The sequence below is a fragment of the Chryseobacterium sp. KCF3-3 genome, assembly GCF_045865955.1.
Classification (GTDB): Bacteria; Bacteroidota; Bacteroidia; order Flavobacteriales; family Weeksellaceae; genus Chryseobacterium.
In genome coordinates, this window is sequence record NZ_AP035792.1 from 2,207,514 (window position 1) to 2,220,497 (window position 12,984).

General features: G+C 35.0%; 13 protein-coding genes. 4 read left to right on the plus strand and 9 right to left on the minus strand.

Annotation, left to right across the window (positions count from 1 at the left end; genetic code table 11):
- Window positions 1-63 precede the first annotated feature (63 nt).
- On the plus strand, window positions 64-627 hold the full coding sequence (gene pth, locus ACKTTZ_RS09855; protein ID WP_407848582.1) for an aminoacyl-tRNA hydrolase: 564 nt from the start codon (window positions 64-66) through the stop codon (window positions 625-627).
- A gap of 313 nt (window positions 628-940) precedes the next feature.
- Here the strand turns inward: pth and ACKTTZ_RS09860 are convergent, their stop codons facing one another.
- The 5 genes from ACKTTZ_RS09860 to ACKTTZ_RS09880 all read right to left on the minus strand — a co-directional run bounded on the left by ACKTTZ_RS09860 (window position 941) and on the right by ACKTTZ_RS09880 (window position 5,383).
- On the minus strand, window positions 941-1,543 hold the full coding sequence (locus tag ACKTTZ_RS09860; protein ID WP_253316372.1) for a porin family protein: 603 nt from the start codon (window positions 1,541-1,543) through the stop codon (window positions 941-943).
- A gap of 423 nt (window positions 1,544-1,966) precedes the next feature.
- Window positions 1,967-2,602 carry a carbonic anhydrase gene (locus ACKTTZ_RS09865; protein ID WP_034691487.1) on the minus strand — a complete coding sequence of 212 codons (636 nt, stop codon included), beginning with the start codon at window positions 2,600-2,602 and terminating at the stop codon, window positions 1,967-1,969.
- Between the two features lie 51 nt (window positions 2,603-2,653).
- Window positions 2,654-4,246, minus strand: coding sequence for a SulP family inorganic anion transporter (locus tag ACKTTZ_RS09870; protein ID WP_034691485.1), 1,593 nt, complete (start codon window positions 4,244-4,246; stop codon window positions 2,654-2,656).
- Window positions 4,247-4,393: 147 nt separating this feature from the next.
- Complete coding sequence (locus tag ACKTTZ_RS09875; RefSeq protein WP_034691482.1) at window positions 4,394-4,693, minus strand: hypothetical protein; 300 nt, start codon at window positions 4,691-4,693, stop codon at window positions 4,394-4,396.
- Between the two features lie 21 nt (window positions 4,694-4,714).
- Window positions 4,715-5,383: a carbonic anhydrase gene (locus tag ACKTTZ_RS09880; RefSeq protein ID WP_034691481.1), complete on the minus strand. Its 669-nt coding sequence runs from the start codon at window positions 5,381-5,383 to the stop codon at window positions 4,715-4,717.
- A 385-nt stretch (window positions 5,384-5,768) separates the two neighbouring features.
- Here ACKTTZ_RS09880 and ACKTTZ_RS09885 point away from each other — a divergent pair, with 385 nt between their 5' ends.
- On the plus strand, window positions 5,769-6,902 hold the full coding sequence (locus ACKTTZ_RS09885; protein WP_034691480.1) for a helix-turn-helix domain-containing protein: 1,134 nt from the start codon (window positions 5,769-5,771) through the stop codon (window positions 6,900-6,902).
- 120 nt (window positions 6,903-7,022) lie between these two features.
- A complete protein-coding gene (locus ACKTTZ_RS09890; RefSeq protein WP_253316373.1) occupies window positions 7,023-7,634 on the plus strand; it encodes a DUF2306 domain-containing protein in 612 nt (203 codons plus the stop codon).
- Window positions 7,635-7,642: 8 nt separating this feature from the next.
- Here the strand turns inward: ACKTTZ_RS09890 and ACKTTZ_RS09895 are convergent, their stop codons facing one another.
- From ACKTTZ_RS09895 to ACKTTZ_RS09910, 4 genes are all read right to left on the minus strand, one after another.
- Window positions 7,643-9,136, minus strand: coding sequence for a phosphoethanolamine transferase (locus ACKTTZ_RS09895; RefSeq protein ID WP_034691478.1), 1,494 nt, complete (start codon window positions 9,134-9,136; stop codon window positions 7,643-7,645).
- 487 nt (window positions 9,137-9,623) lie between these two features.
- The gene (locus ACKTTZ_RS09900) at window positions 9,624-10,178 is read right to left on the minus strand and encodes a serine O-acetyltransferase (RefSeq protein ID WP_034691477.1); all 555 of its coding nucleotides are present in this window, start codon (window positions 10,176-10,178) and stop codon (window positions 9,624-9,626) included.
- Between the two features lie 11 nt (window positions 10,179-10,189).
- Window positions 10,190-11,338: a glycosyltransferase gene (locus ACKTTZ_RS09905; protein WP_034691475.1), complete on the minus strand. Its 1,149-nt coding sequence runs from the start codon at window positions 11,336-11,338 to the stop codon at window positions 10,190-10,192.
- Window positions 11,339-11,375: 37 nt separating this feature from the next.
- The gene (locus tag ACKTTZ_RS09910) at window positions 11,376-11,852 is read right to left on the minus strand and encodes a DapH/DapD/GlmU-related protein (RefSeq protein ID WP_227941083.1); all 477 of its coding nucleotides are present in this window, start codon (window positions 11,850-11,852) and stop codon (window positions 11,376-11,378) included.
- A gap of 145 nt (window positions 11,853-11,997) precedes the next feature.
- Between ACKTTZ_RS09910 and ACKTTZ_RS09915 the strand changes: the two genes are divergently transcribed.
- Window positions 11,998-12,969, plus strand: coding sequence for a 3-oxoacyl-ACP synthase III family protein (locus tag ACKTTZ_RS09915; protein WP_253316374.1), 972 nt, complete (start codon window positions 11,998-12,000; stop codon window positions 12,967-12,969).
- Window positions 12,970-12,984 lie beyond the last annotated feature (15 nt).

Below are 12,984 nucleotides of genomic sequence, written 5' to 3' on the forward strand. Positions count from 1 at the left end.
ACTCAATCTTTCCTAAGATTGAGTTTTTTATTTTTTATACCTTAATTTTGCAAAAAATTTCTGATGAAATATTTAATTGTCGGGCTTGGTAACAAAGGTTCGGAATATGAAAATACAAGACATAACATAGGCTTTAAAGTAGCTGAGAAAATAGCGGAAACTCTTGACGTATCATTCAATACCTCTAATTTTGGCTGGTTGGCAGAAGGAAAGCACAAAGGCAGAAAAGTTTTTGTCCTTAAACCGGATACTTATATGAATCTTTCCGGTAATGCAGTGAAATACTGGATGCAGAAAGAAAATATTCCTTTGGAAAATGTACTGATCATTACCGATGATCTCGCTTTACCTTTCGGGACTTTAAGAATGAAAGGAAAAGGGTCTGATGCAGGACACAACGGACTTAAAAATATCAATGAAGTATTGCAGACTCAAAACTATGCAAGACTTCGCTTCGGAATCTCTGCGGATTTTTCTGCCGGAAGACAGGTTGATTATGTTCTGGGAACATGGAATGAAGAAGAATCTGAAAAGCTTCAAGAAAGAATTGAAACTTCTGCTAAGGCTAGTCTTTCATTCGTATTTGCAGGATTGAACAATACAATGTCTGCTTTTAACGGGAAATAATTCCAGAAAGGGATAAAATAGAACTGAAATTATAATAGAGTTTATAAAATTGAATGACTGCCTTACAATAAGGCAGTCATTTATTTGATGTATTTAACCTGATTTCGGGATAAGAATTCCTGATTTAGATGATCTTGAAGCTGGGAGAAGGAAGAAGGAAGGTGTGAAGATCATCATCAATGGCTATCTTCTCTTTTTTAAGAGTATTTACTTATAACTAAAAATAATAACCTCCATCCTCTTTCTTCCGGCTTCCCGCCTTCAATCTTAGTTTGCTTAACCCGAACTCAGGCTATTTAAAAATATTCTTCTGCTACTTAAAACTATAATTCAGACCTACTTGGAAATTGGTATTTTTTGAAGCTTCTCCAAATCCAGACTGTAAGGTGTCAGTAAAACCGGCAATATAACGGATATTGACTCCTATATTCGGGGTAAACCTGTATCCCAACCCAATTCCGGCTCCAAAATTAAAGGTTCTGAATGATTCTTTATTATTACCTTTATAAGTCTGTCCATTAATATCCCCTTTCGCCTGTGCATTGACAAGAAATCCAAACTCCGGACCGGCTTCCAGATAGAATTCAGGAGTGGCGTTATATTGAAGCATTACAGGAACATTCACATAACTAAGGTTTTGCCTCATATTCTTTATTGTATAGGTGGCCATTTCATAATCACCTTTTATTTTTGCCCCCTGCTTGCTGTAAACTATCTCCGGCTGAAGACTGAGTGCATTAGAAATTGGGATAGTAATAAATGCTCCGGCATAAAATCCTACTTTAGATTGGGTATCACTTCCGGATATATCAGAAAGGTTACCTCCGGCTTTAATACCAAATTTAGGTTTGTCTGTAGATTGCGCAAATGCCATAGTTCCTAAAACGATGCATAAGCTTAATAATTTTTTTTTCATAATTGTGTTTTAAAAAATATATAGTTTTATAATCACATATTGCTGTTCACAGTGCCCTTGTGAAGCTAATGTTTAATATTTTTTCTTAGGTAAGGAAACCGGTTGCTACAGATACAATTTTGTATCCAGGACTGCTTACCGGGCTCGTGTCGGAAATGTTAAAAAAGTAAACTTTTTTTGCTTCTGGGAAAATCATGTGTTTTTATGTTCAAGCTGTTTATGAGGATGTGAATTTATAATTATTTTTCAATAATTAAAATCAAATCTCTTTGAAATGAAATATGTTGCTGTTTAAGCCAGTTTATTGACAAAATAGGTTTATAATTATCTTATTTTATGATGATATATAATAAAACATAAATGCCACCGGATTCCGATGGCATTTTCTGTAAATTATAATTGAAATATAAAGAGTTTTACTTCTTATAACCAGGTTACTGCACCTGTTTCAACGTCATAGTTGGCTCCAACGATTTTAATTTTACCCTCAGCTTCAAGGTTTTTAAGTGTTGAACTTTGCTTACGGATATCTTCAATCGCACTTTTTACGTTTTGGTGATTAAGTCTTTCAAGAAGGGAGCTGTTTTTTGATGAACGCTCTTCATTTTCTTCAATGATCTCATTGATGATAGGGTTGAAGTGATTGATCAGGTGGTTCAGGTTATCCATTCCCAGTCCTTCAATTTGTGCAGCGTCAAGACCTCCTTTTAAAGCCCCACATTTCGTGTGTCCTAAAACTACAATAAGCTTAGAACCTGCAACATTACAGCCAAATTCCATAGATCCAAGAATGTCCTGGTTTACAAAGTTACCGGCAATTCTGATACTGAAAACATCTCCTAATCCCTGATCAAAGATAAGTTCAGCTGAAGTACGGCTGTCTATACAGCTTAAAACTACTGCAAAAGGCCATTGTCCTTCACGTGTTGCATTCACTTGTTCAAGAAGGTCTCTGTTTGCCTTAAGGTTGTTTACAAATCTCTGGTTTCCTTCTTTTAAGAATTCTAATGCTTTCTCAGGAGTAATAGTTGACTGTGTTTCGTATGTATGTGCTTTCATATTTTTATTGTTTTCGAATTTAAAGTTAAAAAAATTAATTAATTATTGGGATTACATAGCTCTTTTGTGAGTAACCAAAATATGGGAATCCTCACTTCTTTCGTAATCTCTGTATGAAGTTTTAAAGCCTATAAGCTCTACATTGATATCCTGTTCCTTTGCACGGATATTGGCAAAATCCTGAATCATTTCCAGTACATCGGTTGCAATGTAGGAAGTGCTCTTCGCATCAATAATGACTGTAGAGTTGGGTTTTATGTTTTTAAGTGTTTTTTTGATGGCTGCCTTATTTAAAAATGATACTTCTTCAGCCAGTTTAATATTGATTCCATCAGCATCATCCAGTCTTTCTCTGCTTAAATAATAGGCTCTTTTCATATTTCCCTGCAGAATGTAGAAAACGGAGATCATAAGACCAATTCCTACACCTTTTAACAGGTCTGTTGCTACTACTGCTACAACAGTTGCCACAAATGGAATAAACTGGAACTTTCCTAAATGCCAGAAATGTTTGAATGTTGCCGGCTTTGCTAATTTATATCCTACTAAAATTAATACCGCTGCTAATGTCGCCAATGGAATTAAATTTAAAATAACAGGAATAGAAAGTACGCAAATCAGCAAGAATACACCATGAATAATAGTTGACATTTTAGAGGTAGCTCCCGCATTGGCATTCGCAGAACTTCTTACTACAACGGAAGTCATAGGAAGACCACCAATAAAAGAACTTATAAGGTTTCCGATTCCCTGAGCTTTAAGCTCAAGATTGGTATCTGTAATTCTTCTTTGTCTGTCTAATCGGTCTGAAGCCTCAATACAGAGTAAAGTTTCAATAGATGCTACAATCGCAATGGTTGCTCCCACGATCCATACTTTTGGATTGGTAAAACCATTAAAGTCAGGCGTTGTAATCAGATTTTTAAAATCATCAAAAGACTGTGGAACCGGTAAAGAAACCAAATGCTGGGTTTCGATAGCCAGAGAACTTCCGGACATCTTAAAGAGCTGATTTAAAAGAATACTTACAATTACGGCAACCAATGCTCCCGGAAGCATTTTCATCCTTTTCAGTACGTGGATTTTGTCCCATGCGATAAGGATTGCTACAGAAGTTAAAGTAATAACAATGGCACCCGGATGGATGGCTCCAAATAATTCATTAAAATATCCGAAGTTCAGGCCATTATCAAAAATAGATTCATGACCTTCATAATCTTTGTCGAAACCTAATGCATGCGGAATCTGTTTTAAAATAATAATGATTCCTATGGCAGCCAGCATTCCTTCAATGACGTTATTCGGGAAATAGTTGGAAATACTTCCGGCTCTTACAAACCCTAAAACCAATTGAATAAGTCCTGCAATAATCCCTGCGCAAAGGAAAAGTTCAAATGCACCTAGATCTGTTATTGCTGTTAAAACGATAGCTGTAAGACCTGCAGCAGGCCCTGAAACTGAAATATTTGAATTACTGATGATTCCTACTACCAGGCCGCCCACGATACCGGAAATAATACCGGATAATGGTGGAGCACCTGATGCTAAAGCAATTCCTAAACACAACGGAAGTGCTACTAAAAATACCACGAGTCCTGAAGGAAAATTTTCCTTGATTCCTCCTATTAATGATGTCTTTTTCATAATGTGAAGCTGTAAAGTATAACCGGCTTATTTATTTTAAATAAGTCAATTATAAAAAGTTGAGAAAAAATAATTTTTAAAGTACATGTGTATCCGATATCACAAAATGATATGGAAATGGTATCAAAAAAATCTAACTATAGGAGTTTACGCTTCCGGAGGAGGGGAAAATATAGTAAGTAAAGGGGAAAGATGAAAAGTATCATCAATCAGAACAAAAGACACGCCCTGAACATCAGGTTCGGAAAACTTCAGATAATCGAATACATCTAAAGGTTTCGGAATCGTCTTTTCGTAAACAATGAATGAGGATGGGTGAGAATGAGGCTCTTCTTCATTGATTATTATATTCGTTCTTGCAATATCCCAGCCCGCAACCGCAGCAATGCTTGGCAGCGCTGTAAAATTCAGAAAAAACGTTAATACAATAATACTCCAGAATTTCATTTTACATTCTTTTTAGAAAAACTATTTAGTCTTTCTGCTCATTACCCAATCCGAACCTGTAAGATTATAGATCTTTTGGATATCTTTTAAGATTTTCTCAAAATCAATCTCCAGATCAATGATTTTACCCGTTCGAAGGTCAAATACCCAGCCGTGAACAATAGGATACTCTTCTAAAATGTATCTTTCCTGTACACAGGCCATTTTAATTACGTTGATGCACTGCTCCTGAACATTAAGTTCTACAAGTCTGTCATAACGCTTGTTTTCGTCCTGAATAGAATCCAGTTCTGCCTGATGTAATCTGTAAACATCACGGATGGTTCTCAACCATGGATTCAATAATCCCAGATCCTGAGGAGTCATTGCTGCTTTTACACCACCACAGTTGTAATGTCCGCAAACAATAATGTGTTTTACTTTCAGATGTTCTACAGCGTATTGAATAACTGCTGTGGAACTCATATCTAAAGTATTAACCACATTGGCAATGTTTCTGTAAACAAACACCTCTCCAGGTTTTGCTCCCATCAACTCTTCTGCGGTAGCTCTGCTATCTGAACATCCTATATAAAGATAATCCGGATGCTGAGTTTTAGCAAGTTCATGGAAGAAATTGGGATCTTCACCTAGTTTGGACTCTACCCATTTTTTATTGTTTTCGAAAATAACCTCGTACGATTGTGACATAATTTTAAATTTTAAAAGTTTATAATTATTTATTTCGTTTAAATTATTTTCAAAATCAATAGACTAAATCAATAATTGTGCAAAAATATACTTTTTGTTAAAAACTCAATCACTTTTAACAAAGTTTAATATTAAAATATGCTTAAAATCATATCTAATATTCCGATATGCTATGCTTTACAAGTATTAGATTCTCTATACTAATCCAAACGTTTAAAAAACTAGGATAAAATTACGAAGTATAAATTAAAATTTGTGATTTGTGAATTAAAATATTCTTAATTATTTAGGTAACCTCGATTGTTTCTTTTAAAATAGTTAATAAAAAGACTTTGTGTCTGTCAAAAAATGAATAATTTAAACCTCTTATTAATCTATCTATCTGATGCCTGATTTTGGTCTGCAATCTTTACCATCGGTATTCTATCTGGCAGGAGTCTTTATCGCCTGTTTCTCTTCATTTCTGATTGTGGGAAAACGTAGAAAGATTACAGCTGATTATATTCTGGCAGCATGGTTTCTGGTGATAGGAATACATCTTATCTTATTTATCTTGTTTTTTTCCGGAGGCTATATAAAGTTTCCTTATTTTCTGGGCTATGAAGTTATTTTTCCCTTTATCCACGGACCAATGTTATATATTTATGTTCTCTGTGTTACAGGAAAAGTACCGGGAAAAAAGATCTGGCTTCTACATTTTGTTCCTGTTCTGATTGTCTTTTTGATGCTATTTAAACTATTGATGTTGTCTCCCTGGGAAAGACTTGCCATTTATCAAAGCGGAGGCAATCAATACCAATTAATCAGCAATATTATCAAATACATGATGATACTTTCAGGAGTATTATATATTACATTAAGTTTTTTTGCTGTCAGAAAATATACACAGGAGATTTCTGACCAATATTCAAATACGGAGAAAATAAATCTCAGCTGGCTGTATTATCTTATTGCTGGATTAGCTTTGATATGGATTGCAGTGATTATTAGAAATGACATTCTTATTTTTTTCATAGTTGTTCTGTTTATTGTAGCTGCTGCGTATTTTGGCATCAGTCGTGTCGGAATTCTGAACTTGCCTGCAGCGGAAGGTGTTGTAAATGAAAAAGAAACAAACGAAGAAACGGTAAAATATCAGAAGAATTCTCCCGGAGAAGATGTTATCATGGCTGTTTACGAAAAGCTTGTGGTGAAGATGGAGAAAGAAAAACTTTATAAAGATCCCGAACTGAATCTGAATCATACCGCTGCCTTACTGGAAGTTCATCCAAATATTCTCTCTCAGGCAATTAACTCCATTGAGAATAAAAATTTTTATGATTATATCAATCGTCACAGGATTGAAGAGTTTAAAAGGATTGCAGTACTTCCTGAAAACGGAAAGTATACTATTCTTTCATTAGCTTTTGAGAGTGGTTTTAATTCTAAAACATCATTTAACCGGAATTTTAAAAAATATATGGACTGCTCACCCAGAGAATTTCTAAAAAGCCAAAGTATAGAGATTACTATGGAATGATTTGCTGGTGAATTGAGCAAAGTGTTTATTCATAATGGTTTATAAACATGTTCCACCTTTCATTTTGGAACAATTGAAGCTTTTATAATCCTCATTTTTACAGAAAAATAATCAGGTATTATGAAAAAAATATTATTTGTAATGATGGGAGTACTGGCATTACTGATCGGAGCTTATCCTCTTATTTATGCCTTCGTTGAATCCAAATATACTTTTCTGGGTTCAAAATCTCCCGAATTACTCCACAACATGATCTGGAAAACAGCATTTTTCACCCATATTACTTTTGGAGGGCTGGCTCTTTTTATAGGCTGGCGTCAGTTTGGCCGTTCATTTCGGACTCGATATATGAGAATCCATCGGAATATCGGAATGTTGTATGTAATTGCTGTGATGCTAAGTTCTGTTTCAGCTATTTATATGGGATTTTATGCCAATGGAGGGCTGGTTTCAGCGATGGGTTTTATCTGTTTAGGGTTGATCTGGTTACTAACCACTCTCACTGCTTTAGTAGAAATCAGAAAAGGAAATATGATCAGGCATCAGCAGCTTATGACCTATAGCTACGCCTGTACCTTTGCTGCAGTCACATTAAGATTATGGCTCCCTTTACTAAAAAGTATTACTGGAGACCCTATTCAGTCTTATATTATTGTAGCATGGCTGTGTTGGATTCCTAATTTATTATTTGCTTATTGGATTAACAGAAAAATAATACAGATAAAAGTTTAAATGCCTGCTTATTCGTCCAATTGATCATATTCCATACTTTTCATCTCCAGATTCAGGTATTTATTTCCTTCATTCTTATAATGTAGGGGAGCTTCAAGACCCATATATTTCATGATCAGAGGGTAGATATAAGTGGTTTGGGTCTGTTTGGTTTCATGCCCTGTAATTCTATAGTTTGCGGGCACTTTATCACCAAACCATACAAAAAACGGTACCTGAGTAGATTCTTTAGAGTCTACGTGCAATAATTTGTCACCTTGTATTTTAAGACCATGATCTGAAGCATAGATGACTACGGAGTTGGTGTTCTTCAGCGTACTGAAAATATTTTTGAAAACGTAATCCGTGTATTTGATAGAGCTGTCATAGCAATTCAGATCACCGGAATTCCAGTTAGGAGGAAGTCTGTTACATGGATTAGGGTGGCTTCCCATAATATGAAGAACTACAAATTTATCTTCCTTCTGCTGAATAACTTTTTGAAGCTCAGGAACAATTACTTCATCATAGCCGTTTACCCACTTTTTGTTTTTAGACATTGAAGCGATGGCTGTAATTCCTCTTGCGCTAGCCTGTGTACTCAGCCAGAAAGAATTATATCCGCTTTGATTCGCCATGTTGATGATATTATAGGATAGTTTATCATAACGATATCTGAATTCATCCGGATGGATACTGGACAGCATCAGCGGAACACTCAGGTTGGTAATACCTGCAGGAGAAACAGCATGATCAAAAATCATCATATTTCCTGCCTGCTCATCTGTATAAGGCGTTGTCTTCTTGTTATAGCCGTATAATGACATATTTTGTTTTCTCTCAGACTCTCCAATGATGAGAATCACGTTTTCTATTCCAGGTTGTATTTTTTTGATATTGAAAACCGGAATATTCTTTTTTATTGCGTTGATGTCTCTCTGTATATTCAACGCGGTATTAAAATCAGATAAATGATAATACACATTCTTAATCATCCTGCCTCCTCCTTTATTACTTACATAGGTGTGTTTAAGGTGATATCCGAATGGTAAAATAAGCCACAGTAATGCGATAATGATAAATTTAGCATCAACTTTAACTATATTTTCTTTAAGGTAATTCACAGAGTACAGCACCATTCCCAGAAAAACGAAAAATAAAATGCCCGGAAGAATAAACATATAAGACATGCTCATTGCCTCATCAGGGTTAGACTCAAGGATACTGATAGCCATTCCTACATTAAATCCGGAATGATAAATAAGAAAACAGGATACCGAGATCAGAAAGTTAATACTTAATAATAAACAGAGAATAACAGCTATTACAGATGTATACTTATTCTTAAAAAGCAGTGCGTTGAATACCAGAAACGAACAAAACATAATTCCATACTCAAAAATATTCCGGATACTGTCCAGTTTTTCTGCCCCAAACAGATTATCAAAGATATAAGGGAATGAAATCAAAAAACCTGTTAGATATATTATAATGAGAAGAATGGGAACTATTTTTTTAAACATGGTTGTATATGTTTCTGTGCTGTTAAAATAAATTTTTATATCAACTTCTTTAATTTTTTTCTGAATAAGAGCCTACAGAATATCAGAATCATGGGGTGCATGAAAAGAATTAATATCAGTTAATAATTCTTATATATTGCAGATATTGTCAACTCAAAAAGAAACTTTTGAATTTAAGTTGTTGTTTTTCTGTTTTATAGAGCTGATTGTGTAGGTGGGAATGGGGATAGTTGGATTTGTATTTTTTTCATCAAAAATTATTTTTTTAATTAGTAATAAACTGGAGTTGTGTTTTTAATATTAAGTGATTTTTTTCAGAACAAGCTGTACTAAATGATAGATACCATCCGGATAATAAAATGTAATATTTTTATATAAAATGGGATGATTGTGATGCTATTTTTTAATCAAACAATACAATTTTTTCAAATGTACACGAAATTACCGATAAATACAAGTAGAATTTTTATGATAACTGTTGGATTTACTATACTTTACGGTTGATATAATCCTTTGTTGCATCTGCTGTAGGGATAATTTTTGCAGGGTTTCCTATGACAACAGAATCAGAGGGAACATCAAAGTTGACATAAGAATTGGGAACAATCAGTACATTATTTCCAATAGTGATTCCTCCTACAATAACGGCATTAGTACCAATCCATACTTCATCGCCAATCACCGGATATCCTTCATTTTTTCCACGGTTTTGTTGCCCTATTGTAACGCCATGGGCGATGTTGCAATTTTTCCCGATTACTGTTTTCGGATTGATCACCAGGCTTCCAAAATGACCTAAATAAAAACCTTCGCCAATCTGAGTCTCAGGATAAATCTGAAACCCGTATTTGATCTGATAATGTCTTAATACAATTCTCCAGAAAGGATTTAAAAAAGGATTTTTCTGATATTTCTGAGCCATTCTCAGAATGTACACAAAATGAAGATTAGGATTAATGCATTTTTTCCAGATCTGAAAAGTGGAAAGCCACTTTCCACTTTCCCGGTAAAAGTCTTTTTGAATGATAGAATAATCAGCCATCGTCAATATATTTATACTTCGTCAATTATTTTCTGAAGGTGTTCTACAGATTTTTCCAATACAAACGGAAGCTCCGTTTCCGAAATCTGTTTTTTGTATTCTTCGGTGATATTTTTATCTGTAAGGAACTTTTTCATTCCTTCATAAATCCCTTCTTCGGAATTTGGAGTAATATTTCCCAGTTTTCCATTCTGCAGAAGATCTCTGATGCCGGAAATATCCGTTGCAGAAATAGGTTTATTCAGAATAAGCGCTTCGGCAATAATGGTAGGAAATCCTTCATGTCGTGAAGACATAATGTAGAAATCCGCCTTTTTCATATAAGGATAAGGATTACTGCTGAAACCAAGCATTTTTGCCGTATCCTGAAGACCAAGTGTATTGAGCTGATCCTGAATATTATTAAAATCATACCCGTCACCAATAATCAAAAGCTGATGTTTGAACCCTTCATCAATAAGTTTTTTATGCACATTAAGCAATCTGTCATATCCTTTCTGAGGATATACTGTTCCTACTGTTACAAAAGTGGGAAGATCACTGTTGAAAGGATAGTCATCTACTTCAATATCCGCCTTTCTTAACGTATCATTTTTGTCAATCGGATTGAAAATCTTAATCACAGATGCTTTTTCAGCTTCATTTTTAGCCAAATCATGCATTCCTTCCTGAAGTTTATTAGAGATTACCAGAATTCTGTCGAACCTGAAAAACTGTCGGATGACTTCCGGAGTATATTCTTTTAAATTGAAAATATCATTCTGTACCCAAATGATCTTTTTCGAATCTTTTTGAGGGCTGGAGAGAATTTCCTGATGCATCGCATGGATGGCAGCAATCTCTACATCGTATTTTTTATTCTTTAAAATAAATTTATAAAGTAGGGAAGGGAACCAGAGAAACATTTTCTGATAGAGAACCCTGTAAGCTTTCACAGGAATATCCTGCGGTCTGTTGGTCGTTATCATTTCTCCTTTTGTCAAATAGTACAGCGTTACCCATGACGGAACCTCTTTAATGTATAATCCTGAATAGAGATTTACCAGAAGGTCAACTTCATATTTGTCAGCAGGCAGGTTCTTCAAAAAGTTGATTAATACTTTCTCAGCACCACCATGACGTAATGAACCTATACGAATGAGGAGTTTTTTCTTTTTCAATTTGTTTTTTACTTTTTATGATTTTACAAGATTAAATTTATTTAATTTTTCTTGCTTTTTTATACTTGTGAGGAAGATTTTCTTTGATATAAGCATCCAGTTTTTTTCTGTCTTTCTCCAATTCACGGGGATATTCCGGATTGTTTTTAAGAACAATATCTCCATAGTCTTCAATAGTACACAGAAATTGTGCCGGATTTCCGATAAAGACTGTGTTGTCTGGCATAGACTGTGACAGGACGGAGTTGGCGCCCAGAATACAGTTGTTCCCAATTTGTACATCCTGCATAATAACAGCATTGAGACCAATGGTACAGTTATTCCCAATTTTTATTCTCCCCAGGATTCTGGCATCTTCATAACCTGGAAGTTTTCTGAGCAGAGTTGTCGTTCCGCCGTGGTTGACAAACCGTACATCTCCCGCAATGTTCACATTATCACCAATTTCGATAAGGTAAGGCTCTGTTCCGAAATACACTTTGTCAGGCATGTTAAAGTTTTTTCCAACTTTCATCCCTCTATATTTAGCCACTTCAAGGCTGCCCCTGTTCAAGAAATTATGATAGAGGGAGTCCATTTTTAGTAGGATTCTGAATATAAAAATCATCACAAGTGTAAATTTGTTTTGTTACTTTTGCAAAGAAAGAGAATTTATTAATATGATGAAAATTTCAAAAATAGAATATTATCTGCCTCAGCAGGTGTTAACTAACGATGATCTTGAAAAGCAGTTTCCTGAATGGAGTTCTGAACGTATTCAGGAGAAAGTAGGTATTTCTCAACGTCATATTTCTTCTGACAGCGAAACTGTACTGGATATGGCGGTACAGTCTTCAGAAAAAATTTTCGAAAACTATGACAGAAACAAGGTAGACTTTATTTTGTTCTGTACCCAGAGTCCGGAGTATTTCCTCCCTACAACGGCCTGTATTTTGCAGGACAGATTGGGGCTTAGGAAAAATATAGGCGCTATGGATTTTAACCTTGGCTGCTCAGGATTTGTTTATGGATTGGCTTTTGCAAAAGGATTGATTGCCGGTGGAATTGCCAAGAGTATTCTTTTGGTTACTTCAGAAACATATACCAAACATATTCATCCGGATGATAAAGGAAACCGAAGTATATTCGGAGACGCCTCTGCCTCTACTATTATTGAAAAAGCTGAAGGTAACGATTATCAGTTCTGTCTGGGAACAGACGGAAGCGGTGCAGAAAACCTTATCGTGAAGAAAGGAGCATTCAAAACAAACTTTGAACTGAACCCTGAGCACGAATTCAGCCCTGAAAATATTTATATGAACGGCCCTGAAATTTTTAATTTCACCATTGAAAATATCCCGGGACTGGTAAAAGAAACATTGGAAGTGAACGGAATGACGATGGATGATATCGATCATTTTGTTTTTCACCAGGCCAATTCTTTTATGCTGAATTATTTGAGAAAGAAAACAAAAATACCGGCAGAGAAATTCTATATTGATATGGAAAAGACCGGGAATACTGTTTCGGCAACTATTCCTATTGCGATTAAAAATATGATGGATAAAGGATTGCTTAAAGAAGGAGATAAGGTTTTAATGGCCGGATTTGGGGTAGGGTACTCATGGGGAGCCACCATTATGGAAATTTAAAAAAATAAACATTTA